The sequence below is a fragment of the Bradyrhizobium sp. NDS-1 genome (assembly GCF_032918005.1).
Lineage (GTDB): Bacteria > Pseudomonadota > Alphaproteobacteria > Rhizobiales > Xanthobacteraceae > Bradyrhizobium > Bradyrhizobium tunisiense.
Genome location: NZ_CP136628.1, coordinates 849,476 through 874,325, shown reverse-complemented (window position 1 = coordinate 874,325; position 24,850 = coordinate 849,476). Strand labels below are relative to the sequence as shown.

23 protein-coding genes are annotated in these 24,850 nt (G+C 65.3%); 10 read left to right on the top strand and 13 right to left on the bottom strand.

Annotation, left to right across the window (positions count from 1 at the left end; translation table 11 throughout):
* The first annotated feature begins 83 nt into the window (after positions 1-83).
* The 3 genes from RX330_RS04030 to RX330_RS04020 all read left to right on the top strand — a co-directional run bounded on the left by RX330_RS04030 (position 84) and on the right by RX330_RS04020 (position 6,323).
* Positions 84-1,145 (top strand): MBL fold metallo-hydrolase, encoded by a 1,062-nt coding sequence (locus tag RX330_RS04030; RefSeq protein ID WP_212079728.1) that lies wholly within the window; start codon positions 84-86, stop codon positions 1,143-1,145.
* Positions 1,146-1,396: 251 nt separating this feature from the next.
* Entirely contained in the window at positions 1,397-2,626 is a 1,230-nt protein-coding gene (gene hemA / locus RX330_RS04025) for a 5-aminolevulinate synthase (RefSeq protein WP_212080760.1), read from the top strand.
* 187 nt (positions 2,627-2,813) lie between these two features.
* Positions 2,814-6,323 carry a hybrid sensor histidine kinase/response regulator gene (locus RX330_RS04020; RefSeq protein WP_317242149.1) on the top strand — a complete coding sequence of 1,170 codons (3,510 nt, stop codon included), beginning with the start codon at positions 2,814-2,816 and terminating at the stop codon, positions 6,321-6,323.
* A gap of 10 nt (positions 6,324-6,333) precedes the next feature.
* On the opposite strand, the gene RX330_RS04015 is transcribed toward RX330_RS04020, so the two are convergent.
* From RX330_RS04015 to RX330_RS04000, 4 genes are all read right to left on the bottom strand, one after another.
* Positions 6,334-7,155, bottom strand: coding sequence for an SDR family NAD(P)-dependent oxidoreductase (locus RX330_RS04015; protein WP_317242148.1), 822 nt, complete (start codon positions 7,153-7,155; stop codon positions 6,334-6,336).
* An 18-nt stretch (positions 7,156-7,173) separates the two neighbouring features.
* Complete coding sequence (locus RX330_RS04010; RefSeq protein WP_317242147.1) at positions 7,174-7,737, bottom strand: cytochrome P460 family protein; 564 nt, start codon at positions 7,735-7,737, stop codon at positions 7,174-7,176.
* 72 nt (positions 7,738-7,809) lie between these two features.
* On the bottom strand, positions 7,810-8,838 hold the full coding sequence (locus RX330_RS04005; protein WP_212079724.1) for an alpha/beta fold hydrolase: 1,029 nt from the start codon (positions 8,836-8,838) through the stop codon (positions 7,810-7,812).
* Positions 8,839-8,873: 35 nt separating this feature from the next.
* Positions 8,874-9,293 carry an organic hydroperoxide resistance protein gene (locus RX330_RS04000; protein ID WP_317242146.1) on the bottom strand — a complete coding sequence of 140 codons (420 nt, stop codon included), beginning with the start codon at positions 9,291-9,293 and terminating at the stop codon, positions 8,874-8,876.
* A gap of 199 nt (positions 9,294-9,492) precedes the next feature.
* Between RX330_RS04000 and RX330_RS03995 the strand changes: the two genes are divergently transcribed.
* Positions 9,493-12,336 (top strand): ATP-binding protein, encoded by a 2,844-nt coding sequence (locus RX330_RS03995; RefSeq protein WP_317242145.1) that lies wholly within the window; start codon positions 9,493-9,495, stop codon positions 12,334-12,336.
* Between the two features lie 7 nt (positions 12,337-12,343).
* Here RX330_RS03995 and RX330_RS03990 read toward each other — a convergent pair whose 3' ends face one another.
* Entirely contained in the window at positions 12,344-13,015 is a 672-nt protein-coding gene (locus RX330_RS03990) for a response regulator (protein ID WP_212079721.1), read from the bottom strand.
* Positions 13,016-13,352: 337 nt separating this feature from the next.
* Here RX330_RS03990 and RX330_RS03985 point away from each other — a divergent pair, with 337 nt between their 5' ends.
* Entirely contained in the window at positions 13,353-14,978 is a 1,626-nt protein-coding gene (locus RX330_RS03985; RefSeq protein WP_212079720.1) for an MFS transporter, read from the top strand.
* Between the two features lie 126 nt (positions 14,979-15,104).
* Here RX330_RS03985 and RX330_RS03980 read toward each other — a convergent pair whose 3' ends face one another.
* From RX330_RS03980 to RX330_RS03970, 3 genes are all read right to left on the bottom strand, one after another.
* Positions 15,105-15,572: a secondary thiamine-phosphate synthase enzyme YjbQ gene (locus RX330_RS03980; RefSeq protein ID WP_317242144.1), complete on the bottom strand. Its 468-nt coding sequence runs from the start codon at positions 15,570-15,572 to the stop codon at positions 15,105-15,107.
* A gap of 129 nt (positions 15,573-15,701) precedes the next feature.
* Positions 15,702-16,253: a hypothetical protein gene (locus RX330_RS03975; RefSeq protein WP_317242143.1), complete on the bottom strand. Its 552-nt coding sequence runs from the start codon at positions 16,251-16,253 to the stop codon at positions 15,702-15,704.
* Between the two features lie 42 nt (positions 16,254-16,295).
* A complete protein-coding gene (locus RX330_RS03970; RefSeq protein ID WP_317242142.1) occupies positions 16,296-16,538 on the bottom strand; it encodes a hypothetical protein in 243 nt (80 codons plus the stop codon).
* Positions 16,539-16,613: 75 nt separating this feature from the next.
* On the opposite strand from RX330_RS03970, the gene RX330_RS03965 reads away from it, so the two are divergent.
* The 5 genes from RX330_RS03965 to RX330_RS03945 all read left to right on the top strand — a co-directional run bounded on the left by RX330_RS03965 (position 16,614) and on the right by RX330_RS03945 (position 19,257).
* Positions 16,614-16,988, top strand: coding sequence for an AtpZ/AtpI family protein (locus tag RX330_RS03965; protein ID WP_212079716.1), 375 nt, complete (start codon positions 16,614-16,616; stop codon positions 16,986-16,988).
* A 111-nt stretch (positions 16,989-17,099) separates the two neighbouring features.
* Positions 17,100-17,849: a F0F1 ATP synthase subunit A gene (locus RX330_RS03960; RefSeq protein WP_212079715.1), complete on the top strand. Its 750-nt coding sequence runs from the start codon at positions 17,100-17,102 to the stop codon at positions 17,847-17,849.
* Between the two features lie 53 nt (positions 17,850-17,902).
* Positions 17,903-18,133, top strand: a complete 231-nt coding sequence (locus RX330_RS03955; RefSeq protein ID WP_007599451.1) for a F0F1 ATP synthase subunit C — start codon at positions 17,903-17,905, stop codon at positions 18,131-18,133.
* A 66-nt stretch (positions 18,134-18,199) separates the two neighbouring features.
* Positions 18,200-18,766: a F0F1 ATP synthase subunit B' gene (locus RX330_RS03950; protein WP_317242141.1), complete on the top strand. Its 567-nt coding sequence runs from the start codon at positions 18,200-18,202 to the stop codon at positions 18,764-18,766.
* A 5-nt stretch (positions 18,767-18,771) separates the two neighbouring features.
* Positions 18,772-19,257 carry an ATP F0F1 synthase subunit B gene (locus RX330_RS03945; RefSeq protein WP_212079713.1) on the top strand — a complete coding sequence of 162 codons (486 nt, stop codon included), beginning with the start codon at positions 18,772-18,774 and terminating at the stop codon, positions 19,255-19,257.
* Between the two features lie 176 nt (positions 19,258-19,433).
* On the opposite strand, the gene RX330_RS03940 is transcribed toward RX330_RS03945, so the two are convergent.
* From RX330_RS03940 to RX330_RS03920, 5 genes are all read right to left on the bottom strand, one after another.
* On the bottom strand, positions 19,434-20,084 hold the full coding sequence (locus RX330_RS03940) for a hypothetical protein (RefSeq protein WP_212079712.1): 651 nt from the start codon (positions 20,082-20,084) through the stop codon (positions 19,434-19,436).
* 133 nt (positions 20,085-20,217) lie between these two features.
* A complete protein-coding gene (locus RX330_RS03935) occupies positions 20,218-20,805 on the bottom strand; it encodes a GNAT family N-acetyltransferase (RefSeq protein ID WP_212079711.1) in 588 nt (195 codons plus the stop codon).
* A gap of 41 nt (positions 20,806-20,846) precedes the next feature.
* Positions 20,847-22,136: a M16 family metallopeptidase gene (locus RX330_RS03930; protein ID WP_317242140.1), complete on the bottom strand. Its 1,290-nt coding sequence runs from the start codon at positions 22,134-22,136 to the stop codon at positions 20,847-20,849.
* Positions 22,133-23,551, bottom strand: coding sequence for a threonine synthase (gene thrC / locus RX330_RS03925; protein WP_317242139.1), 1,419 nt, complete (start codon positions 23,549-23,551; stop codon positions 22,133-22,135). The genes RX330_RS03930 and thrC overlap by 4 nt, the downstream gene beginning before the upstream one ends.
* Positions 23,552-24,165: 614 nt before the next feature.
* Positions 24,166-24,810, bottom strand: coding sequence for a response regulator transcription factor (locus RX330_RS03920; RefSeq protein WP_094890791.1), 645 nt, complete (start codon positions 24,808-24,810; stop codon positions 24,166-24,168).
* Positions 24,811-24,850 lie beyond the last annotated feature (40 nt).

Sequence of the window (24,850 nt, the reverse complement as noted above, 5' to 3'; positions counted from 1 at the left end):
GCGCCCGGTATGACCGCCATGCGGACACCGCGCCCGCCCTTTTTCGGCTGGCGCGCCGCCCGCGGCGGGTTTAATCCGGTAGCATGAGTTCAAAAACCGACACCGTGCAGTCCTCCGCCGAGGCCCTGCGCTACCCCTGGGACCAGCACCCCGGTCCCGAAGAGATCGTCGAGGTCCGGCCCGGCGTGTTGTGGGCACGGCTCAAGCTGCCGTTCCGCCTCAACCACGTGAACATCTACCTGCTCGCCGATGGCGACGGCTATGCGATGGTGGATACCGGCTTCGGCAACGAGGAGACGATCGAGGCCTGGACGAAGCTGTTCGACGGACCGCTGAAGGGCATCACCATCACGCGCCTGATCGTCACCCATTCCCATCCCGACCATGTCGGACTTGCGGGCTGGGTCGTCGAGCGGTTCAACTGCCCGCTGGTGATGTCGCAGGTCGAATATCTGCAGTCGGTCTATCACCAGAACCGCGGCACCGCCGAGCGGCAGGAAGCGCAGCGGCTGTTCTTCCGCCGCCATGGCATGGACGAGTCGCTCACCGAAAAGCTGCTGGGCCGCGGCCAGGATTATCTCAAGCGCGTCTCTGTGCTGCCGCCCTCCTACCGCCGCATCTCCCACGGCGACGACGTCGTGATCGGCACACGCCGCTTCAAGGTGATCACCGGCGGCGGCCATGCGCTCGACCAGGTGATGCTGTATTGCGCCGACGACAAGCTGTTCCTCTCCGCCGACCAGGTGCTGAGCAAGATCTCGCCCAATGTCAGCGTCTGGGCGGTCGAGCCGGACCAGAACTCGCTCGGCGAATATCTGGCCTCGCTTGCCAGCCTCACCACGACGCTCCCCTACGACGTGCTGGTGCTGCCCGGTCACGGCGTGCCGTTCTACGGACTGAAGACCCGCATCAAGCAGCTCGCTGACCACCATGAAGAGCGCTGCCGCCTGATCGCGGAAGCCTGCCGAGAGGTGCCGCAGACCTCGCGCGCCCTGGTGCCCGTCGTGTTCAACAAGCACGTGCTCGACGAGCACCAGATGGGATTCGCCGCCGGCGAGCTGGTCGCGCACGTCAACTACATGATCGTCGAGGGCCGGCTGACGGCGGAGACGAAGGACGGCGTGCTGCAGTTCCGGACGACGTGAGCGGACGGAGCGCGCGCCTTGGACAAAATGTCCATGGCACCTGCCAGGGTCCCTGCCTTTCCCTGGAGCCTCGGTCCCGCGCGCAGGCCCGTATTAGGCGTTTGATCCACATCAACTATCGCCGGCGATAGGCCGCTATCAATACACCCGCGCGCCTCGCTACAAATGTGAGCTGGCGCATAGACATTGGAGCTGGAAAAGCTCTAAAAATGAGCGGCCGCCGTGGCCGGGTTCCGTTGCAGGTCTTGCCGATGGATTACAACCAGTTCTTCGATTCCGCCCTCGATCGTCTCCACGCCGAGCGGCGCTACCGCGTGTTCGCGGACCTCGAGCGCACGGCCGGCCGATTCCCGCACGCGAGCTGGCACTCGCCCAAGGGCAAGCGCGACGTCGTGATCTGGTGCTCCAACGATTATCTCGGCATGGGCCAACACCCGAAGGTGGTCGGTGCCATGGTCGAGACCGCAACCCGCGTCGGCACCGGTGCCGGCGGCACCCGCAACATCGCCGGCACGCATCATCCGCTGGTCCAGCTCGAGGCCGAGCTCGCGGACCTTCACGGCAAGGAAGCCGCGCTGCTGTTCACCTCGGGCTATGTCTCGAACCAGACCGGCATCCCGACCATCGCAAAGCTCATTCCGAACTGCCTCATTCTGTCGGACGAGCTCAACCACAATTCGATGATCGAGGGCATCCGCCAGTCGGGCTGCGAGCGGGTCGTGTTCCGCCACAACGATGTTGCGCATCTCGAGGCGCTGTTGAAAGCGGCCGACCCGAACCGGCCGAAACTGATCGTCTGCGAGAGCCTCTATTCCATGGACGGCGACGTCGCCCCGCTCGCCAAGATCTGCGATCTCGCCGAGAAGTACAAAGCGATGACCTATGTCGACGAGGTCCACGCGGTCGGCATGTACGGCCCGCGTGGCGGCGGCATCGCCGAACGTGACGGCGTCATGCACCGCATCGACATTCTGGAAGGCACGCTGGCGAAAGCGTTCGGCTGCCTCGGCGGCTACATCGCCGCCAATGGCCAGATCATCGATGCCGTGCGCTCCTACGCGCCGGGCTTCATTTTCACGACCGCACTGCCGCCGGCGATCTGCTCGGCCGCGACCGCCGCGATCAAGCATCTGAAGACCTCGAGCTGGGAGCGCGAGCGCCACCAGGATCGTGCCGCCCGCGTCAAGGCGATCCTCGACGCCGCCGGCCTGCCTGTGATGTCGAGCGACACCCACATCGTGCCGCTGTTCGTCGGCGATCCCGAGAAGTGCAAGCAGGCCTCCGACCTCCTACTCGAAGAGCACGGCATCTACATCCAGCCGATCAACTATCCGACGGTCGCCAAGGGCAGCGAGCGGTTGCGCATCACGCCCTCGCCCTATCACGACGACGGCCTGATCGATCAGCTCGCCGAAGCCCTGCTGCAGGTATGGGACCGCCTCGGCCTGCCGCTGCGCGCGAAGTCGATGGCGGCGGAGTAGAGCTTCTTCCTTCGCCTCTCCCCGCTTGCGGGGGGAGGGAGCGCTGACAGGGCGCCTCCCTTAACGACGAGCCCAGTTCCCGCCCTCGCCCGGCATTTGGCTGTCGCCTCCACCGGCCCAACGCGCTAGGTTCGCAGGGAAAATAAGCTCGGGCGCCGCCAGCGCCCAGGGAGAGAGCCCCCGACCCATGCTGCACGATTGGGGCGTGATCGCCGCCGCCTTCGGCTATATCGGCTTCCTGTTCCTGGTGGCGAGCCATGGCGATCGCCGCTCGCCGGCCGGGCGCGGTCGTGCCTCCGGGCTGATCTATCCGCTGTCGCTGGCGATCTACTGCACCTCCTGGACCTTCTTCGGCTCGGTCGGCTTCGCCACCCGCACCTCGACCGACTTCCTCGCGATCTATCTCGGCCCGATCCTGATGATCGGGCTCGGCGCGGGCGTCCTGCGCCGCGTGATCCAGCTCGCGAAAGCCCACAACATCACCTCGATCGCCGATTTCATCGGAGCCCGCTACGGCAAGAGCCAGGCGGTGGCGGCGACGGTGGCGCTGATCGCGATCATCGGCTCGGTGCCCTACATCGCGCTCCAGCTCAAGGCGGTCGCCTCCTCGCTCGCGACGATCCTGAGCGAGGATCAGGCCTTCTCCCACATCCCGATTCTCGGCGACATGGCGCTGATGGTGACGCTGACGATGGCGGCCTTCGCGGTGCTGTTCGGCACGCGGCAGACCGACGCCACCGAGCACCAGCACGGATTGATGCTGGCGGTCGCGACCGAATCCATCATCAAGCTGGTCGCCTTCCTCGCCGCCGGCATCTTCGTCACCTTCTGGATGTTCTCGCCGCAGGAACTGATCGAGCGCGCGATGAAGACGCCGGAGGCGGTGCGCGCCATCAACTATTCGCCGTCGATCGGCAACTTCCTCACCATGACGCTGCTGTCGCTATGCGCGATCATGTTGCTGCCGCGCCAGTTCCACGTCAGCGTGGTCGAGAACTCCTCCGATGCCGAAGTCGGCCGCGCACGCTGGCTGTTCCCGCTCTACCTCATCGCCATCAATCTGTTCGTGATCCCGATCGCGCTCGCCGGCCTCGTCAGCTTCCCGTTCGGCACGGCCGACCCGGATATGTATGTGCTGGCGTTGCCGATGGAGGGCGGTGCGGACCTGCTCAGCGTCGCCATTTTCGTCGGCGGCCTGTCGGCGGCAACCGCGATGGTGATCGTCGAATGCGTCGCGCTCTCGATCATGGTCTCGAACGACCTCGTGGTGCCCCTGGTGCTGCAGCGACGGCCTGAGGGGCGCGCCGGCGGCGCCGATTTCAGCGACTTCCTGCTGCGCTCGCGGCGGCTCGCCATCTTCGCCATCATGGTGATGGCCTATTTCTACTACCGCGCGCTCGGCAGTACCCAGCTCGCGGCGATCGGCCTGCTCTCCTTTGCTGCCATCGCCCAGCTCGCGCCGAGCTTCTTCGGCGGGCTGCTGTGGCGGCGCGCGACCGCGCGCGGCGCGATCGGCGGGATGCTGGTCGGCTTCGTGGTGTGGCTCTATACGCTGTTCATTCCGAGCTTCATGGACACCTCGAGCACCGGAATCCTGCTGCTCCAGCATGGACCGTTCGGAATCGAGGCGCTGCGGCCGCAGGCGCTGTTCGGCGCCGATTTGCCGCCGCTGATGCACGGCGTCATCTGGTCGCTGTCGCTTAACATCCTGACCTATGTGCTGCTGTCGCTGGCGCGAAGGCCGTCGTCGATCGAGCTGTTGCAGGCCGACCTGTTCGTGCCCGACACGCTCGCGCCGATCTCTCCGGGTTTCCGCCGCTGGCGCACCACCGTCACCGTGCAGGACATCCAGACCACCGTCGCGCAATATCTCGGACCCGACCGCGCACGGCATTCCTTCGAGGCGTTCTCTGCGCAGCGCAATTTGCGGCTGGAGCCAGGGGCCCCCGCCGATTTCGAACTGTTGCAGCATGCCGAGCACCTGATCGCCTCCTCGATCGGCGCGGCCTCCTCGCGGCTGGTGATGTCACTGCTGCTGCGCAAACGGACGGTGTCGGCGAAGGCCGCACTCAAGCTGCTCGACGATTCGCACGCGGCCCTGCATTTCAACCGCGAGATCCTCCAGACCGCACTCAACCACGTACGCCAGGGCATCGCGGTGTTCGATGCCGACCTGCAACTGATCTGCTCGAACCGGCAGTTCGGCGATCTCCTCAACGTCCCCCTGCACATCCTCCAATTCGGCTCGCCCCTGCGCGAGATCCTGGAGTTCATCGGCGTGGCCGGTCCGGACGATCCGGTCGAGCGCGAAGCCATGTTGGAGCGGCGCCTGGCCGCCTACACCACCGACAGCGAGCCCTATCTCGAGCGCCTGCCGGACCGCCACATGGTGATCGAGGTGCTCACCAACCGCATGCCCGGCGGCGGTTTCGTCATCACCTTCACCGACGTCACGCCCAGCTTCGAGGCGGCCGAAGCGCTGGAGCGCGCCAACGCGACCCTGGAAAAGCGCGTGCGCGACCGCACCGAGGAATTGACGCGGCTGAACTCCGAACTGGCCCTGGCCAAGAGCGCGGCCGAAGACGCCAGCATCTCCAAGACGCGCTTCCTCGCCGCCGCCAGCCACGACATCCTCCAGCCGCTGAACGCGGCGCGGCTCTATGTCACGAGCCTGGTCGAGCGCCAACACAGCGGCGAGGAGACCCGGCTGGTCGAGAACATCGACGAATCCCTGCAGGCGATCGAAGAGATTCTCGGTGCGCTACTCGACATCTCCCGCCTCGACGCCGGAGCGATGACGACCTCGATCTCGAGCTTCAAGATGGCCGACCTGATGCGCTCGCTGGAGATCGAGTTCGCGCCGATCGCGCGCGCCAAGGGCCTGGAGCTCGCTTTCGTGCCCTGCTCGCTGCCGGTCGAGTCGGACCGCCTCCTGCTGCGGCGCCTGCTCCAGAACCTGATCTCCAACGCGATCAAATACACCCCTCGTGGCCGCGTGCTGGTCGGCTGCCGCCGCCAAGGCGCCGCGCTCAAGATCTGCGTCTACGACACCGGCGTCGGCATCCCGCCGGTCAAGCGCGGCGAGATCTTCAAGGAATTCCATCGCCTGGAGCAGGGCGCGCGGATCGCGCGCGGGCTGGGGCTCGGCCTCTCCATCGTCGAGCGCCTCGCGCGGGTGCTCAAGCACGGCATCGCCATCGACGGCAACAAGAGCGGCGGCTCGGTGTTCTCCGTGACGGTGCCGACGGCCAAGGCGATCACCCATACCGCCGCCGTGACCAGTGCGACGCCACTGGCGCGCACGCCGATCTCGGGCGCGTTGATCGTGTGCATCGAGAACGACGCGGCGATCCTCGACGGCATGCGCACGCTGCTGAAGGCCTGGGACGCCGAGGTGATCGCGGTCGCCGATCCGGAAGGCGCGATCGCCGCCATCGAGGCCGCCGGCAGACGCGTCACCGGCCTCTTGGTCGACTATCATCTCGACCGCGGCAATGGCATCGCCGCGATCCGCGACATTCGCCGTCGCTTCGGCGACACCATCCCCGCGATCCTGATCACCGCCGACCGCAGCCCCGCCGTGCAAATCGCCGCGCGCGACGAGAAGGTCGCGGTGCTCAACAAGCCGGTGAAACCAGCCTCACTCCGCGCCTTGCTCGGCCAGTGGCGCACGCAGCAGCTGGTCGCGGCGGAGTAGGACGCGTCGGTCAATAATCGGTCGAGACACTGAGCGTGCGCCACTTCTCCAGCTCTTCGAGACGGAGCCGATCCGTCACGGCGATGGCGTCGACGGCGTCGCTGCCGAGTGCGATCCGCAGAGGCGGACGATCCATGTCCGCAAGCTTCAACACGACGGCTGCGGCCTTGGCGGGGTCGCCGGGCTGGCGGCCATCGTAGTCGCGCTGCATCCTAACCGCAGCGCCGACGACCGCGTCGTAATCCGGGTGTCCTTCGCCCGCCGCATGCGCGGCCTGGGCAAAGCCGGTGCGGAAGCCGCCGGGTTCGACGATCGTCACGTGCACGCCGATCAACGCCATCTCGCGTGCCAGCGACTCCGAAAAGCCCTCGATCCCCCATTTCGCGGCCGAATAGGCCGCGCGTGCCGGAGCGCCGATGCGGCCTCCGACGGATGACACTTGCACGATGTGCCCGCGGTGCTGCCGGCGCAGCACGGGGATCGCCGCCTTGGTGACGATGATGGTGCCAATCAGGTTCGCCTCGATCTGCCGACGGAACGAATCAAGGCTGGTGTCCTCCACCGATCCGAGCTCGCCGTAACCGGCATTATTCACCACCACATCGAGGTTGCCAAACGTCGCTACGGCAAGGCCGATGGCCGCATGCGCCGCCGCCTCGTCGGTGACGTCCAGCGTTGCAAGCTGGAGCCGTTCGCCGAAGGGGCCGAGCAAGGGCTCGAGCGGCGTTGGGTCCCGGGCCGAGGCGAGCACGCGATCTCCCGCCTCGAGTGCGGCCTCCACGATGGCACGACCAAGTCCACGCGAGGCGCCGCTCACGAACCAAGTCTTCATGGCGATCTCCAGATGGCCTTAAGGCGCGAGCCGCGTGAAGACGTAATCGCGACTCTTGGCCCGCGCTTCATGGCACGCAAAGCAGGTGCGGTGCTGGGCTTCGTCGACCGGCTTGCCGTTGACGAAGCGGCCAAACCCCCAGCCGCCGGTGGCGGCGTACTTCCTGGAATCCTTGACCATCACCTGAACCGTGGTGGCGGCGCCGGGAATCGTCGCGGACGCGAACTCCGGCGATTGTTTCCGCTTCCAGGCGCGCTTGACCAGAATGGTACCGTCCGGGAACGGAAGCTTGCCGGCTTGATACGCGTCGATGGCCGTCTGGTTGCCGATGACGGCACGAAGCTCGTCGAGCGGCGCGGCCTCTTCGGCCGGCGCGATCAGTTCCCACTGCTTGTAGCCGGGCGGAATGGTGACGCCGAAGATTGGCGAAGCGTCGGCTCCGCTGCCTTGCGCCGGCCCCTCGGCAAGAGCGATCGTGACGAGATACGGCAGGCAAGTCAGGAGCACGACAAGTAAGAGCGCGGCCAGGGTGAGAGCCATGGCATAGGAGTGCTTTTTCGTTTTGGATTCGATGGGCGTCATGATGTTTCATCAAGCTGGGATCGACGGGCGAACCTCGGTGCAGCCTGGCTGGACCAAGGTCTTGACGGATCTTCAAGCGCCGTCGGCGTCGATGACGGCCTTGGCAAAGGCTTGCGGCGCTTCCTGCGGCAGGTTGTGACCGATGCCGCCGGTGATCAGGCGAAACTCGTATCGGCCTGAAAACTTCCTGGCATAGGCACTGGGATCCGGGTGCGGCGCGCCATTGGCATCGCCCTCCATCGTGATCGTCGGCACCTCGATCACGGGAGCCGCCGCGAGCTTCTTTTCGAGATGCTCGTATTTCGCCTCCCCCTGGGCGAGGCCGAGTCGCCAGCGGTAGTTGTGGATCGTGATCGCGACATGATCCTTGTTGTCCAAAGCCGCCGCGCTGCGGGCGAAGGTGGCGTCGTCGAATTTCCACTGCGGCGAGGCGAGCCTCCAGATCAGCTTGGCGAAATCATGCGTGTACTTCTCGTATCCGGCCCGGCCGCGCTCGGTCGCGAAGTAGAACTGATACCACCATTGCAGCTCGGCCGACGGCGGCAGCGGCGCATTGCCCGCGGCCTGGCTCGAGATCAGATAGCCGCTGACCGACACCAGCGCGCGGCAGCGCTCCGGCCATAGCGCGGCGATGATGTCGGCCGTGCGCGCGCCCCAGTCGAAGCCGGCGACGACCGCCTTCTTGATGTCGAGCTTGTCCATCAGCGCGATGATGTCGGCGGCCATCGCGGCCGGCTCGCCGTTGCGCGGGGTCTCACTGGCGAGGAAGTGCGTCGAGCCGTAGCCGCGCAAATGCGGGATGATCACGCGATAACCGGCTTTTGCCAGGATCGGCGCGACGTCGACGAAGGCGTGAATGTCGTAAGGCCAGCCGTGCAGCAGGATCGCCACGGGACCGTTCGAAGGTCCTGCCTCGGCATAGCCGACATTGAGAACACCGGCATCGATCTGCTTGATCGCGCCGAAGGACGCATTCGATGCCTGGGTACGCGAGGTCTCCGTTTCGGCGCGCGCGAGGTCGATCACGCCGAGACCGACGGCGACGGTTCCGGCGGCGACGCCGAAGAACTGGCGACGATGCTGGTCGATGATCTGTTTCATGGTCGTGCTACCTTTTGATGGTGGGTGATGGCGCGTCAGATCAGTGCGACCGTGACGTCGATATTGCCGCGAACGGCCTTGGAATAGGGACAGGTCCGGTGCGCATCGTCGATGATGCCGCGCGCGATCTCAGGGGCGAGCCCTGGCAGGCTGACATTGAGGCGTGCCCGCAGCGAATAAGCGCCCTCGTCGAGCACGAGATCGATCTCGGCATCGACGGCACATTTCCTGGGAAGCTCGATGCTGCGCTTGCGGGCCGCGATCTCCATCGCGCCCTCGAAGCAGGCCGACCAGCCGGCCGCAAACAATTGCTCGGGATTGGTGCCGGTGCCTGTGGCGCCCGGCGGCGACAGCTTGACGTCCAGCCGACCGTCAGAGCTGCGCGACATGCCGTCGTGCCGCCCGCCGCTCGTGTGGGTCTTGGCCGTGTAGAGCGTCTTTGCCGCCTGCGTCATAGTGATCTCCTTGCCGTCACGCCATTGACTAGCAGCGGCCGCGGCAGCACACCCGTTTGGACTTGTGAGAAGTTGTGAGGCCTGACCTTACGCGCCTCACAAGGCCTGCATCCGCGGTCTGATGCCGATGCAGGGAGGCGCCTTGCGGGATCGCGATCATCTGGCTATCCGGTCCTGTCGAAAGGACCAAGATTTCGCCATGACTGAGCCGGCCGGCACCGCGACGGGAACATTGTCGTTCGGGCCATTCTCCGTGACGCCGCATGAAAGGCTCGTGATGCGCGACGGCGTCGCGTTGCCGCTCGGCGCGAAAGCCTTCGACACGCTGATTGCCCTGATGTCGCGGCCGAACGAGGCCGTCAGCAAATGGGACCTGATGGCGCTGGTGTGGCCCGGCGTCACCGTCGAGGAGGCCAATCTGCGCTTTCACGTCGCAGCGCTTCGCAAGGCGCTCGGCGACGGCAAGGATGGCGCCCGCTACATCACAACGCTCCCCGGCCGCGGCTATTGCTTCGTGGCGCCGATTTCACGAACGGACGTTGCGGCGGCACAGCGCCCCGCCCCGCGGCTGGAATTGCCGCCAGTGAAATTGCCGAACCGGTTGCAGCGGATGGTCGGGCGCGACGATGCGATCGCCGCCGTCTCCGACAAGCTCATCGCCTCGCGCTTCGTCACGATTGCCGGCCCCGGCGGCGTCGGCAAAACCGCGGTCGCCGTGGCGATCGCGCACGAGCTACTCGAAACATTCTCCGATGCCGCGCACTTCGTGGACCTTGCCGCGCTCAGCGATCCCGATCTCGTAATCACATCGATCCTGCTGATGCTCGGCCTGCCGGCAGAGGCCGACGACCCCCTGCCTGCTCTGCTCGCGCATCTCCGCGACAAGCGGATGCTGCTGATCCTCGACAATTGCGAGCATGTGATCGCGACCGCTGCACCGCTGGCGGCAGACATCTTCCAAGCGGCGCCGCATGTCCATATCCTCGCGACCAGCCGCGAGGCCCTGCGCGTCGAGGGCGAGCAGGTCTATCGATTGGCTCCGCTCGCCGTTCCGCCCGACGACGGCACGTCGCTGACGCTCGCCGCAGCCCGGACCTATCCCGCGCTTCAACTGTTCCTCGAACGTGCCACAGCCGGCGGCGCGCAGATCACGCTCGATGACGCCAATGCGACCATCATCGCGGGGATCTGCCGCAAGCTCGACGGCATGGCGCTGGCGATCGAGCTCGCCGCCGGCCGGGTCGAAGCCTACGGCCTGGAGCAGACGGCCGCATTGCTCGACGAGCGCCTCAATCTGCTCTGGCAAGGCCAGCGAACGGCGCCACCCCGGCAGAAGACATTGCAGGCCACGCTCGACTGGAGCTACGGCCTGCTGTCGGATCTCGAACGCCTCGTGCTGCGCAGGCTCGCGGTCTTCGCCGGGCATTTCACCATCGATGCAGCGCTCCAGGTCGTTCCGGACGAGCGCGTCGACCACGCCCGCCTGTTCGACGCCGTCGACAGCCTCGTGGCCAAATCGATGGTCGCGCCGCGGCCGATCGGCGCCATGATGCGCTACCGTCTGCTCGACACGACGCGCGCCTATCTGCTCGAGGTCGAACCCGGCGACGCGGCTCTCGCCGTCCGCCACGCGACTTACTACCGGCGATGGCTGGAGCAGGCCGGCATGGCATGGGCCGCGGTGCCGAGCGCCGACGAACGGGCGGCTCACTTCTCCGCGCTTCACAATGTGCGCGCCGCGCTCGACTGGTGCTTCGGCGCGGACGGCGACCTCGACATCGGTATTGCGCTCACCGCCGCCGCGGCGCCGATTTTCCTGGCGATGTCACTGTTGATCGAATGCCGGCGCTGGTCGGAACGTGCGCTACTGGCAATCGCTCCCGCCTCGCGCGGCAGCGCCGAGGAGATGCACATCCAGGCCGCCCTCGGACTGACCTTGATGTTCACCCGCGGCGGCAGCGAGGCGGCGCGTAGCGCCCTGAGCAGGAGCCTTGCGATCGCCGAGGCGCGCAGCGACGACATCAACCAGCTCCAGCTGCTCGGCCGGATGCACATCTTTCACGAGCGGATGGGGGAGTTCGACGCCGCACTCGGCTACGCGCAGCGGAGCCTCAGCGTCGCGAGGTCGCTGGGCGACCCCGCCTCGATCGCCCTCGCCCATTCCCTCCTCGGCGTCTCGCTGCATCTGGCCGGCGATCATCGCGACGCGCTGAAGATGCTGGAGGTCGCCTGGCAGGGACCCGGCACGGAACGAATCAGCACCGTGCATGGCTTCGATCATCGCAACCGGGCCGGCATCACGCTGGCCCGCGAACTCTGGTTGCAGGGCCGGCCCGCAGATGCGCTGCAACTGGCGCGGCAGACGGTCACCGAGGCCGCGCAGATGGATCACCCGATCACGCTCTGCATCGCGTTGATCTGGGCGGTCTCGATCGACCTCTGGAGCGGAGACCTCGACAATGCGGAGGAGAACATCGACCGTTTCATCGCGCATGCCAATGCGCGCTCGATGGGGCCTTATCTCGCCGTCGGCCGGGGTGTCAAAGGCGAGCTGGCAATCCGGCGCGGCGACGCCGCGGCTGGCGTCGAGACGATCAGGGCTTGCCTGCGCGAGCTCCACGATGCCGGCTACGAGCTGCTCACCACCACGTTCAACATCGCGCTGGTTCAGGGCTTGCTGGCGCTCGGGCAGATCGAGCAGAGCGCAGAACTGATCGAGGATGCGATCCGCCTTGTCGAGCAAGGCGGCGATCACCTCTACATGCCCGAGCTGCTGCGCATGAAGGGCCAGGCGCTGCTGTCTCTTCCCGAGCCCAACAGAGGGGGCGCGGAGGCCGCTCTCCTGCAGTCGCTGGAGCTCAGCCGCGACAAGGGAGCGAAGGCGTGGGAGCTTCGCACGGCGATCGATCTTGCGCAGTTTCTTGCCGGACGGAGCGGCCGCAAGGATGCAAGACTATTGCTCCAATCGGCGCTCGGAGGTTTCGCTGCAGGTTCCGAGACGGCGGACGTCAGGGCCGCCGATGCGCTCCTGAAGACGCTTTAGTAGAAGCTCACCCCGTCGGGGTGCCCTGCTTCCACTGGCCCCCGGCGATCTTGGCGGCCGCGATCACCGCCTGGGTGCGGCTCTCGACGCCGAGCTTTTGCAGGATCGCCGAGACATGTGCCTTGATGGTGGCCTCGGAGACCCCGAGCTCGTAGGCGATCTGCTTGTTGAGGAGCCCCTCCGACAGCATCATCAGGACCCGGACCTGCTGCGGCGTCAGCGTCACCAGGCGGTCGCGCAGGCGCGTCATGTCCGGATCGGCCGCAGCCGACAAATCGGTGTCGGCGGGAATCCAGACGTCGCCTTCCATCACCTTGAGGATGGCGTCGCGCAAGGTCTCGACGCCGAACCGCTTCGGAATGAAGCCGGAGGCGCCGAAATCGAGCGAGCGGCGGATCGTGGCGCTGTCGTCGGAAGCCGAAACGATCACCACCGGAATCGCCGGATATTGCGCGCGCAGATAGATCAGGCCGGAAAAGCCCGAGATCCCGGGCATCGAGAGGTCGAGCAGGATCAAGTCGACGTCCGAGGCCTGTTCCAGCAGCTTGGTCAGATCCTCGAACGATCCGGCCTCGTCGATTCTGGCCGAGGTCAGGACCCCGGCCACCGCCTGTCGCAGTGCGTCCCGGAAAAGCGGATGGTCATCGGCGATGACGAGATGGGTCGAGGGAGCGTTCATCGTTCTCTTGCTGTCGTTCGCGGGCCGGCGGACAGATTCCCGGGTGCGTCAATTCTTCCCCGAGCGGCCGTGGCATGCAAGTGCACATTATCCCTTTGCTGCAAAGGGGTTAATCCAAAAGCCGCCGCGACCGCAGGCCAGCGCCTGATACCGGCGCCAGCTCCACGCCAGTGCGCAAGGCCGAAAGTCGTATTGGGGCTGCTTTCACGCCGATGTTACCTTGCGGGCAAGACCTGGGTTGATCCGGCATGTCCGGACGTCTGGGCCGCGAGGAAACATTTTCGGGGAGCGACTCAACATGTCGACAATGGCCGTATCTCAAACAAGCGCGGGAGGGATGACGAAGGACGAACGGTTCGTCATTCTCGCCTCCTCGCTCGGTACCGTCTTCGAGTGGTACGATTTCTACCTCTACGGTTCGCTCGCCGGCATCATCGGCGCCCAGTTCTTCTCGGCCTATCCGCCGGCAACCCGCGACATCTTCGCGCTGCTGGCGTTCGCAGCCGGCTTCCTGGTCCGTCCGTTCGGCGCGATCGTGTTCGGCCGCGTCGGCGACATCGTCGGCCGCAAATACACCTTCCTCGTCACCATCCTGATCATGGGCCTGTCGACCTTCATCGTCGGCCTGCTGCCCAACGCAGCCACCATCGGCATCGCGGCTCCGATCATCTTGATCGTGCTGCGCCTCGCCCAGGGCCTCGCGCTCGGCGGCGAATATGGCGGTGCGGCGACCTACGTCGCGGAGCACGCGCCGAACGGCAAGCGCGGTTACTACACCTCATTCATCCAGACCACGGCGACGCTCGGCCTGTTCCTGTCGCTGCTGGTGATCCTGTTTACCCGTTCCGCGCTCGGCGAAGCCGACTTCGCGGCGTGGGGCTGGCGCATTCCGTTCCTGGTCTCGGTGCTGCTGCTCGGCATCTCGGTCTGGATCCGGCTCCGCCTCAATGAATCGCCGATCTTCCAGAAGATGAAGGACGAGGGGAAGGGTTCGAAGGCGCCGCTGACGGAAGCCTTCGGCAACTGGCAGAACGGCAAGCTCGTGCTGCTCGCCCTGCTCGGCGGCGTGATGGGCCAGGGCGTGGTCTGGTACACCGGCCAGTTCTACGCGCTGTTCTTCCTGCAATCGATCCTGAAGGTCGACGGCTACACCGCCAACCTCCTGATCGCCTGGTCGCTGCTGCTCGGCACCGGCTTCTTCATCGTGTTCGGCATGCTCTCCGACAAGATCGGCCGCAAGCCGATCATCCTCGGCGGCTGCCTGATCGCGGCACTGACCTTCTTCCCGATCTTCAAGATGATCACCAGCAACGCCAACCCGGCGCTGGAAAAGGCCATCGAGCAGGTCAAGGTCGAGGTGGTGGCCGATCCCGCGGGCTGCGGCGACCTGTTCAACCCGGTCGGCACCCGCGTCTTCACCGCGCCTTGCGACACCGCACGTGCCTACCTGTCCCAGTCGTCGGTCAAATACTCGACGACACCGGGCCCGGCCGGCTCCGGCGTGAAGGTGACGGTCAACGGCAAGGAAGTGCCCTACACCAACGCGAAGGACAGCAACCCGGCCGTCCTCGCGGCGGTGCAGGCGGCGGGCTATCCGAAGCCAGGCGACACCGGCATCGTGAAAATGTCGCATCCGTTCGACATCTTCCGTGCCCAGCCGGCGGCAATCATCGGACTGCTGTTCGTCCTGGTGCTGTTCGTCACCATGGTGTACGGCCCGATCGCTGCGATGCTGGTCGAATTGTTCCCAACCCGCATCCGCTACACCTCGATGTCGCTGCCCTACCACATTGGTAACGGCTGGTTCGGTGGCCTCCTCCCCGCAACCGCCTTCGCCATCGTGGCCTCGACCGGCGATATCTATGCGGGCCTCTGGTACCCGATCATCTTCGCCTCGATTACCGTGGTGATCGGCACGCTGTTCCTGCCCGAAACCAAGGACGTCGACATCAAGGCGACCTGATCGACGGCAGCCTACCTCAATCGATACGAACCGGCCGCGGTCTCCGCGGCCGGTTTTGTTTTGTGGGAGCTTTGTTCTGACGCGTTTTCTCTATGTGAACCGGCACCCGCTTCGCTCGAAAACGCTCTATTGATTGCCGCCTATGAATTGCAACACGATTTCACGCCGGTGCGGACGAGCACGATGCTCGATCAGATAGATCGCCTGCCAGGTGCCCAGCGCGAGCTTGCCGTTCAGGACCGGGACCTGAAGCGATGTGTGCGTCAGCATTGTCTTGATGTGCCCGGGCATGTCATCCGGGCCTTCGCTGTCATGCGTCCATCCAGCGTTCTCCGGCGCGAGCCGGGACAACGCCGTAGTGAGGTCGACGAGCACGGAAGGATCGGCGTTCTCCTGAATCGTCAGCGAGGCCGAGGTATGGCGGATGAACAGCGTCAACGCGCCGTCGCGCGCGTGAGCCTCGGCGACGAATTTTGCGGCTTCGCCGGTGAGATCCGTGAAGCCGCGGCCCGACGTCTGCACGCTCAGCAATGACGAAGCGATTGTGGTGGCTTGCAATGCTGCCGAGCGCGTGACGGATTTGGCTGATGTCATGATGAAAGGTCTCTCAAGTCGGGAAGCTGCCGTCGGGTGGGCAAAGGCGCGTGTGTGCCGTGGCCACGATCTTTCCCGATTATCAAAGGTGGTGGGCCCGCTTCGCTTTGCCCACTCGAGGGCGGCTCATCAAATCCTCCCCGCGACGTCCTTCTGAACGCGGTTGGCCATGTCGATCAGCCGTCGCCAGGCCTTTTCCAGAAACGACATCACGCGATCGACGTCCTGATCGCTCGGCAACGGGATCTCGATCTTGCGCTCGCCCTCGGCGCCCCGGGGCTCGGCATTCTTGGGCTCGGCGTTCCTGGGCTCGGATTTCTTCAGCGGGTCGGATTTCGGCAGTGCCTCGCCGATCTTGCCCGACACCGTCGGCCCCGCCGCGAGCTGCTCCTTCAGCCTTTCGACCTCGGCCTGGAGCCTGCCGATCTCGGCGTCGAGCGCGGTCCGCTCATCGGGCACCGCGTAGCAGGCCCAGCCGGCACCGTTCTTCGTGCAGGTCGATACCGTGCCGGTGCGCGTGTCGAGCCGCAGCACGCCTTCGGGGATCGGGGTCATGCTGTAGCGGCCGTTTTCGCCGTCGGGCGCGGCTTGCGCGGCCTCGAGGTCGCCGCCGATAGCCATCGCGGCGGCGAAGGCCGCCACCGCAAGCCAGGATGTTGTGGATGACGTCACGGGTCTCATCGCGCTCTCCGCCACGACGTGCAGGTGGCAATCCGACAAATTCTACACCCCGCCGAGACGATCCGCCGCCCCAAAACGCGCCTTGAGATCAACGATCGCCGCGGTGTCTTTGATCCCGGCGGCGCGGCGAAAGGGCGACCGCATTCGCCGATCATGAGACGAGCTGCTGCGGTGCGGCGTCACGCTGTGTGCAGCGCTGCCGTGCAGGCCAATATCATCAAATAAATCAGTCACATAAGCGAAAGCGACGCAATCGTGACTTGGCTTGACTTGATTATGGGCCATCAGTATGGTCCGCGCGGCTTTTGAGGGTGGCGGGCGTAATTTCCATTCAGCCGCGGCGTTTCGGGTCTTCGTTGCATGACACAGGGCACGGGACACGGCGGGAATGGAGATCGCGATAAATCGTCCGAGGAAGCTGCGCTTTCCGAACGGCTCGGAAGTCTTGATCAGAGGTTGTCCGAGTTTCGCGACCGCCGGATCAAGACCGAGCAACCCGCAGGTGACGGTGGAGACGGAGCGGCCAGAGCCTCGGCGATGGCGCTTGGTTTCCGGTTATCCTCGGAGTTGATCGCCGGCGTCGTTGTCGGAGCGGGGATTGGCTGGGGGTTCGACCGCTTGCTGTCGACGTCGCCTTTCGGGTTCATCGTGTTCCTGTTGCTGGGCTTCGTCGCCGGCGTGGTGAATGTGGTGAGAACGGCGGGCGCAGGTCAAAACAGGCGCGGTGGTTCGTAAGCCGTTCCACCAGGAGAGGAATGATCGTGCCGGCTTCGCCGGTACGGGCCGGCCCGGCCGGCAGACCGAGACCCGCCGGCATTGCCCGGCAGACCAAGAGATGCCGCGCTGATGAAAATCGACCCGATCCACCAGTTCAACATCGAGCCTCTCTTCACCCTGGGCCATATCGGCAATCACACGATCGCCTTCACCAATTCGTCGCTCTACATGCTGGTGACGATCGCGATCATCTCGATCCTGATGCTTGCCAGCGGCTCGCAGCTGGTTCCCGGGCGCCTGCAGTCGGTCGCCGAGATCTCCTACGAATTCGTCGCCTCGACCATCCGTTCGACGGCCGGCGCGGAAGGCATGAAGTTCTTCCCGCTGATCTTCTCGCTGTTCATGTTCATCTGCGTCTCGAACCTGGTCGGCATCATCCCCTACACCTTCACGGTGTCGAGCCACCTGATCGTGACCGCAGCGCTCGCGCTCTTGGTGTTCTTCACGGTCTTGATCTACGGCGTTGCCAAGAACGGCCTGAAGTTCTTCTCGATCTTCGTGCCCCACGGCGTCCCCGGCTACATCCTGCCGCTGGTGATGTTCATCGAGATCCTGTCGTTCTTCCTGCGGCCGGTCTCCCACAGCGTCCGTCTGTTCGCCAACATGCTGGCCGGCCACATCGCTCTGAAGGTGTTCGCGGGCTTCGTCGCCATGCTCGGCTTCTCGCTCGGCGCCCTCGGCTGGGTCGGCGGCGTGCTGCCGCTGGCCCTCACGGTCGCGCTGTACGCGCTCGAGATTCTGGTCGCGTTCCTGCAAGCCTATGTGTTTGCGATCCTGACCTGCATCTACCTCAACGACGCGATTCATCCGGGACACTGAGCGGTCCGGGGAATTTCCACCCACAACCCAATCTTTCTTCCAAGGAGTCTAAAATGGATCCGGCAGCAGCAAAACTTATCGGCGCGGGCATCGCATGCATCGGCATGGGCGGCGCGGGCGTCGGCGTCGGCGTGATCTTCGGCAACTACCTCGCCGCAGCCGTTCGCAACCCCTCGGCCGCTCAGGGCCAGTTCGGCAACCTGATCTTCGGCTTCGCGGTGACCGAAGCGCTCGGCATTTTCTCGCTGCTGATCGCGCTGCTGCTGCTGTTCGTTCCGCTCTGAGGACGACGTTTTTCGCGCCGTTCCATCCCGATGGGACGGCGCGTGTGACAGCAACAGGAGAACTCCGTGGCTGAAAGTCATGGCGGCGCAAAAGGTCCGGCGGCAGGCGCCCACACCGGGGCTGACGGTGGTCACCACGGTGGCGGGTTTCCGCCGTTCGAGAGCAGCAACTACGCTTCACAGCTGGTGTCGCTCGCGATCTTCTTCGTCCTGCTTTACGTGATCGTGTCCAAGCTCGCCCTGCCGAAGGTCGGCGGTGCGATCGAAGCACGTCAGAACAAGATCGAGGGTGACCTCGCCGAAGTGCAGAAGCTGAAGGACCAGTCCGAGGCGGCGCTGAAGGCCTATGAGAGCGAGCTCGCTTCGGCGCGCACGCGGGCACAGGCGATCGGCAATGAATCCCGCGACAAGGCGAATGCGCAGGCAGACGCCGAGCGCAAGACGCTGGAAGAGCAATTGGCGGCCAAGCTCGCCGGGGCGGAGAAGACCATCGCCTCGACCCGCGCAACCGCCATGAGCAACGTCCGCGGCATCGCGGCCGATGCGGCAGGCCAGATCGTGCAGCAGCTCACCGGCGTCGTTCCGGATGCGGCTTCTGTCGGTGCTGCCGTTGACGCATCCATGAAGGGCTAGTCGAGATGTTCTACGATCCTGAAACCTGGGTCGCCATCGCCTTCGTGATCCTGATGGTCGTGTTCGGCTATTTCGGGGTCTTCAAGTCGGCGATGACCGCGCTCGATCACCGCGCCGATCGCATCAAGGCCGAGCTCGACGACGCCGCGCGCCTCAAGCAGGAGGCGGCCAAGGTGCTCGCCGACTACAAGGCGCGCAGCGCGACGGCCGAGCGCGAGGCGGCTGATATCATCGCCAATGCCAAGGCCGAAGCCGAGCGCATCGCAGCCGACGCCAAAGCGAAGATGGAAGACTTCGTCGCCCGCCGAACCAAGACCGCGGAGAGCAAGATCGCGCTCGCCGAGGCCCAGGCGCTGGCTGATGTCCGCGCCGCGGCCGCGGAAGCCGCCGTTCAGGCCGCCTCGACGATCCTGTCGCAGTCGGTCAAAGGCTCGGTCGCCGACGACCTGCTCGCCAAGGGCATCACCGAAGTCAGGCAGAAGCTGAACTGAGTGTTTTGGCCTCACCAGTCAAAAAGCCGGCGCGATGAGCGCCGGCTTTTTTGTTTGTCGAGATGCTTCCTCGTCGTCATGGCCGGGCTTGTCCCGGGCACCCATGTCTTGGTCGCCACAAGCAAAGAACGTCGAAGGCCGGGACAAGCCCGGCCATGACGGCTCAATTTCGAGCCCTACTTCTTCTTCCGCCCCTTCGGCTCGGGCGAGAGCGCCTGCGGGTCGAAGCCGACATAGAAAATGTAGTTTTCGGCGACCGAGGCTGGCGGCACCGGATAGGACATATCCTCCGCGACGAAGGTGAAGGGCACGCTGCCGCCCGCGGTCATATCGACCGTGGTCCGGTAGGCCTTCGAGGCAATCACCTTCTCGCCGACGCCGCCCTGCACGACGGCGATGCGCAGGGGCACCTCGACGGAGGCCGGCGCACCGGCAGGACCGGCGATGACGCGGCCCTGTATGCCGATCCGCGCCGTGATGCCGGCGCCGCCGCGCGCACATTCGCGTGCCATCTTGGTGATCGAGGCCTGGAAGCGGATTTCATTGCCAACGGCCGGCTTGCCGGTGGCCCCAACCGCGTAGGTCGAAGCCCCCGCGCGCACGGTCACCTGCGGGCAATCGATATCGTCGTCGGCCGGCTGGCCCGGCGCAGGCGCCGGCTTGGGCTCGGCCGGTTCGTCCGACTTGCCGCCGAACAGGCTCTTGAAGCGATCGGTGAATGACTGCGCCGCAGCCGGCGAAACCGCCGCGAACGACACCGACAATGCCAGCGCGATCGCCGGAATCCGCCGCAGCGTATTCCGCGATGACCGAAGCTGCTTCCCCATCAAAGCCCGTACTCCATGACAAAATCCCCGGCCGATCGCCGGCAGGCCTGCGCGTTATATCGTCAAAATCGGCGAACCCAAGGCCGCAAACGAGGCGGGACCAAAGAGACTTTGGTCACATGAATGAACGGGCTCAGCCGCGGAAATCCTCGTGCAAGAGACCGAACAGCAAATGATCCTGCCAGATCCCGTTGATGCAGAGATAGCGGCGCGCCAACCCCTCACGGGAGAAGCCGCACTTCTCCAGCACCCGGATCGACGGCGCATTGGTCGGGATGCAGGCTGCCTCGACGCGGTGCAGGTTGAGCTCGCCGAACAGCGTCGGCAGGAGGACCCGCAGCGCAGCCGTCATGTAGCCGCGATGGGCATGGGGTTGCCCGACCCAATAGCCGATGGTGCCGGCCTGCACGATACCCCGCCGTACGTTGGCCAGCGTGATTCCCCCGACCATGGCCCCGTCGAGCTCGCGGAAGATCAGAAAGGGGTATGAACGGTCCGCGGCGATGTCTTCGGAATAGCGGCGCAGACGGCGGCGGAAGCCGGAGCGGGTGAGATCGTCCGATGGCCAGATCGGCTCCCAGGGCGTCAGGTAGTCGCGGCTGGACTCACGCAGATGTGCCCATTGCAGGAAATCCGACATCTGCGGCGCGCGCAATAACAGCCCGTTGCCGCGCGGCGCGAGGGCGGCGGGTCCACTGGATGGCAGGCGAAAGAGGGCCATGGTGATGCTCCCCTGGGCAGATCGGGCCCCGCGCGCGGCTCCTAATGCAGCCGCGCCTTGGCCCGCGCCCGGGTCAATCCTTCCGCAAAAGACACCGCCGTGTCCAGACCCCTGCCACTGCCCAATGCGACGACGGCGGGCCGGCTCCGCGACAACAGCGCACGCGCCGCGTCCCGGGTGGATTCGACGCTGACCGCCTCGATCCGGCCGACCAGCTCCTCGACCGTCTGCGGCCGGCCATAGGCCAGCACATGCCGGGCGAGCTGCTCGGCGCGGGAAGAGCAGCTCTCCAGCGCCATCAGCAGGCCAGCCTTCATCTGTGCCTTGGCCCGCGCAATCTCGGCCTCGGTCAGCGTCTCCACCGAATCATTCATGATGTCGACCACGACCTCCATCATCTCCGGCGCATCGGCCGGATCGGTGCCGGTGTAGAGGCCGAAGAAGCCGGTATCGGTATAAGGCGCGTGGAACGAATAGATGGAGTAGCAGAGGCCGCGCTTCTCGCGCACCTCCTGGAACAGACGCGACGACATTCCGCCGCCGAGGATGTTGGTGAAGACCTGAAGAGAGAACAGCGACAAGTCGCTCTGCGGCACGCCTTCCAGCGCCAGCGTCAGATGCGCCTGCTCCAGCTCGCGATGCACCACCTTGGCACCGCCCTTGCCGAACTGGGCGGTTTGCGGCTTCGGGCCCGGCGTCCCCTCGAAACTGGCAAAGCGCTTCTCGGCCTCGGCGACCACCTGGCTGTGATCGACCGCGCCGGCCGCCGCCACGACCATGTCGGGGCCGCGATAATGCGTCGAGAGGTAGCCGCGCAGCATGTCGCGGTTGAAGGCGCGCAGCGTCTTGGCCGTGCCGAGCAGCGAGCGGCCCATCGGCTGGTCGGGATAGCAGAGCTCGTTGAGATGCTCGAACACGACGTCGTCGGGCGTATCCTGCGCGGCCCCGATCTCCTGCACGATGACGTTCTTCTCGCGCTCCAGCTCGTCGGCCTCGAAGGCGGGGTTGGCGAGGATGTCGGCGAGCACGTCGAGCGCGAGCGGCACGTCGGCCTTGAGCACCCGCGCATAATAGGATGTGGTCTCGGTCGAGGTGCCGGCATTGAGGTCGCCGCCGACCGCTTCGATCTCCTCGACGATCTCGCGCGAGGAGCGCTTGGTCGTGCCCTTGAACGCCATGTGCTCGAGCAGATGCGAAATGCCGTGCTCGTTCGGCTTCTCGTCGCGTCCGCCGACGCCGGCCCAGACGCCGAGCGCCGCAGTCTCGAGATGGGGCATCTTGTCGGTGACGACGGTGAGGCCGGAGGCAAGCTTGGAAATCTCGACGCTCATCCGGCAACTCCTTGCTTTGCGGCGCGGCTGACCGACAGCACGAACCGCTCGATCTCGGCCTGATCGTTCTTCATCACCTTCATGTGTTCGGATTTGGTCATCAATCCGTCGAGCCAGGCGGGCAATTGCGGCCGCTGGCCGCAGGCCGCCTCGACAGCGTCGGGGAATTTGGCCGGATGGGCGGTGGAGAGCACGATGCTCGGCACCCTCGTGTCGGTGGTGTCGCGGTCGGCGACCGCAAGAGCCACCGCCGTATGGGGATCGACCAGTTCGCCCGCCTCGCGCCAGCCGGCGCGGATCGCGGCCGCGGTCTCGGTCTCATCGGCGCGCCCGGCGTCGAACTCCTCGCGGATTGCGGCCAGCGTCGCATCGGGCAGCACGAAACGTCCTGACTGCTTCAGCGAATCCATCAGACGGCGTACGCCCGTCGCATCGCGCCGGCCGGCCTCGAACAGCAGCCGCTCGAAATTCGACGAGATCTGGATGTCCATCGACGGCGATGCCGTCGCATGCACCTCGCGCACCTCGTAGATCCCCGTCTTCAACGTGCGGGCCAGGATGTCGTTGACGTTGGCGGCGATGCGAAGGGTACGCACCGGCAAGCCCATGCGCTTGGCGACATAGCCGGCAAAGATGTCGCCGAAATTGCCGGTCGGCACGACGAAATCCACCGCGCGCGCCGGCGCGCCGACGGCAACGGCCGAAGTGAAATAGTAGACCACCTGGGCGACGATGCGCGCCCAGTTGATGGAATTGACGCCGGACAGCGAGGTCGCATCGCGGAAGCGATGGTTGTTGAACATTCCCTTCACGAGCGCCTGGCAGTCGTCGAAATTGCCTTCAACCGCGAGCGCATGGACATTGGCCGCGCCCGTCGAGGTCATCATCCGCCGCTGCACTTCGGAGATGCGGCCGTGCGGAAACAGCACGATGAGATCCACATTCTCGAGGCCGGCGAAGGCTTCGACCGCCGCGCCGCCGGTATCGCCGGAGGTGGCAACCACGATGGTGGTGCGTTGGCCGCGCTTGGCGAGCACGTGGTCCATCAGCCGCGAAATCAGCTGCATCGCCACGTCCTTGAAGGCGAGCGTCGGACCGTGGAACAGCTCCAGCACGAACTGATGCGGCGACATCTGGCGCAACGGCACCACCGCCGGATGACGGAAGGTCGCATAGGCCTCGTTTGCCATGCGGCCGAGCTCGGCGTCGCTGATCTCCCCGCCCGCGAAGGGACGAATCACATCGACCGCGACCTCCCAATAGGGACGGCCGAAAAAGCCGGCGATCGTCTCGGTGGAGAGTTGCGGCCAGGTGGTCGGCACATACAGGCCGCCATCCCTGGCGAGCCCGGTCAGCATCACGTCGCAGAAGCCGAGTTCGGGGGCTTCGCCCCGGGTCGAGATATAGCGAGTCAAACTGCCCTCCAAAGGCCGACCGGGCTTTTGCGCGATCTGTAAGCCTTTGATTTTACAAAATTACTTGTTACCAGCCAGAGGCTTTGGGCCACCTTAAAGTGTTTTGCGGCATCAGGAAACCGCTTCCCGTCTGCACCCGTTCCAAGCGAAAAGGGCTGCGGCGATGCCGCAGCCCTCTCTTGGAAGGTCTGTCGTTGACATGTGCAGACCGGTTTGCCTCTTTCGGGGTGGCGTCCCCGCTGAAACTTTGTCCGCCAAGCTTTCGTCGCCCGTCACGAAATCGTCAAGAGCGAAACGACGGGCGCAGGACGATGTTCCTATTTTTCCCGATAAGCTTGCGTCTCTCTTGAGCGAGCTTGAGCGCATTTGCTCCGTCGATTGCCATCTTATCCCGACAGCACCGGAACGATTGCCGGCTCGGCTCATTGTTTCCGCGGATGGGTGTCGGCGGTGTCCATGCATTGCCCGGCTGCACGCTGGCGCCGATCCGTCCCGCCGAACCGGCTGCATCCTGAAGTAGCCGGTTCGGTGCTTCCGGGCTGGCAGTGGCCGGGCCGGTAGGACCCGACCTGCAAGGCCCGCGCGGCGTGTCCGTGCCCTCGCGCCCGGCGACGTCAGTTCATCCCGATTTCCACCGCGATCCTGATCAGGTCGGAATGGTTCTTGGCCCCCAGCTTCTGCTTGAGCAGAGACGTGGTGTTGGCGACCGTCTTGTAGGAGATGCCAAGCGCCTCGGCGACTTCCACGATCTTGTCGCCGCGTCCAAGCAGGCGGAGAATTTCGAGCTCCCTCGGCGTCATCTGCGAGGCCGGGTTGGCCTTGATCGCCGCGCCGGAAAACGTCACGGCTTCCGCAAGCTGCGGCGAGATGAAGTTGTCGCCTGCGACCACCTTGCGCACCGCTTTCAGCAAAATCCTGGGATCGTCGCCTTTGGAGACATAGCCCTGAGCCCCGAGCTCGACTGCCCTCACCACGAAAGCCGGATCGTCGTTCATGCTGAACATGATGATCTTGGCGTCGGGATCGTCCTTGCGGATGCGTCGCATCAGCTCGAAGCCGGAGACATCGGGCAGGCTGATATCGATCACGGTGACGTCCGGCCGCTTGCTGACATAGGCGCGATGTCCGGACTTGGCGTCCGTCGCCTCATCGATACGAATCGAATGGTCCGAAGCGAACAGGGTGCGGCAACCGGACAGCACCACGGGATGGTCATCCACGATAAGGACCCGGGTACCCGGCTTGGCAGTATCTTGCATCGCGCACTCGCTTTTTCTTGACTCATAGACCGGCGGGAAC

Bases quoted from the DNA above. Each gene is read 5' to 3' on its own strand.
- RX330_RS04030 (WP_212079728.1), top strand. From the start codon at position 84: ATGAGTTCAAAAACCGACACCGTGCAGTCCTCCGCCGAGGCCCTGCGC.
- hemA (WP_212080760.1), top strand. From the start codon at position 1,397: ATGGATTACAACCAGTTCTTCGATTCCGCCCTCGATCGTCTCCACGCC.
- RX330_RS04020 (WP_317242149.1), top strand. From the start codon at position 2,814: ATGCTGCACGATTGGGGCGTGATCGCCGCCGCCTTCGGCTATATCGGC.
- RX330_RS04015 (WP_317242148.1), bottom strand. From the start codon at position 7,155: ATGAAGACTTGGTTCGTGAGCGGCGCCTCGCGTGGACTTGGTCGTGCC.
- RX330_RS04010 (WP_317242147.1), bottom strand. From the start codon at position 7,737: ATGACGCCCATCGAATCCAAAACGAAAAAGCACTCCTATGCCATGGCT.
- RX330_RS04005 (WP_212079724.1), bottom strand. From the start codon at position 8,838: ATGAAACAGATCATCGACCAGCATCGTCGCCAGTTCTTCGGCGTCGCC.
- RX330_RS04000 (WP_317242146.1), bottom strand. From the start codon at position 9,293: ATGACGCAGGCGGCAAAGACGCTCTACACGGCCAAGACCCACACGAGC.
- RX330_RS03995 (WP_317242145.1), top strand. From the start codon at position 9,493: ATGACTGAGCCGGCCGGCACCGCGACGGGAACATTGTCGTTCGGGCCA.
- RX330_RS03990 (WP_212079721.1), bottom strand. From the start codon at position 13,015: ATGAACGCTCCCTCGACCCATCTCGTCATCGCCGATGACCATCCGCTT.
- RX330_RS03985 (WP_212079720.1), top strand. From the start codon at position 13,353: ATGACGAAGGACGAACGGTTCGTCATTCTCGCCTCCTCGCTCGGTACC.
- RX330_RS03980 (WP_317242144.1), bottom strand. From the start codon at position 15,572: ATGACATCAGCCAAATCCGTCACGCGCTCGGCAGCATTGCAAGCCACC.
- RX330_RS03975 (WP_317242143.1), bottom strand. From the start codon at position 16,253: ATGAGACCCGTGACGTCATCCACAACATCCTGGCTTGCGGTGGCGGCC.
- RX330_RS03970 (WP_317242142.1), bottom strand. From the start codon at position 16,538: ATGGCCCATAATCAAGTCAAGCCAAGTCACGATTGCGTCGCTTTCGCT.
- RX330_RS03965 (WP_212079716.1), top strand. From the start codon at position 16,614: ATGACACAGGGCACGGGACACGGCGGGAATGGAGATCGCGATAAATCG.
- RX330_RS03960 (WP_212079715.1), top strand. From the start codon at position 17,100: ATGAAAATCGACCCGATCCACCAGTTCAACATCGAGCCTCTCTTCACC.
- RX330_RS03955 (WP_007599451.1), top strand. From the start codon at position 17,903: ATGGATCCGGCAGCAGCAAAACTTATCGGCGCGGGCATCGCATGCATC.
- RX330_RS03945 (WP_212079713.1), top strand. From the start codon at position 18,772: ATGTTCTACGATCCTGAAACCTGGGTCGCCATCGCCTTCGTGATCCTG.
- RX330_RS03940 (WP_212079712.1), bottom strand. From the start codon at position 20,084: ATGGGGAAGCAGCTTCGGTCATCGCGGAATACGCTGCGGCGGATTCCG.
- RX330_RS03935 (WP_212079711.1), bottom strand. From the start codon at position 20,805: ATGGCCCTCTTTCGCCTGCCATCCAGTGGACCCGCCGCCCTCGCGCCG.
- RX330_RS03930 (WP_317242140.1), bottom strand. From the start codon at position 22,136: ATGAGCGTCGAGATTTCCAAGCTTGCCTCCGGCCTCACCGTCGTCACC.
- RX330_RS03920 (WP_094890791.1), bottom strand. From the start codon at position 24,810: ATGCAAGATACTGCCAAGCCGGGTACCCGGGTCCTTATCGTGGATGAC.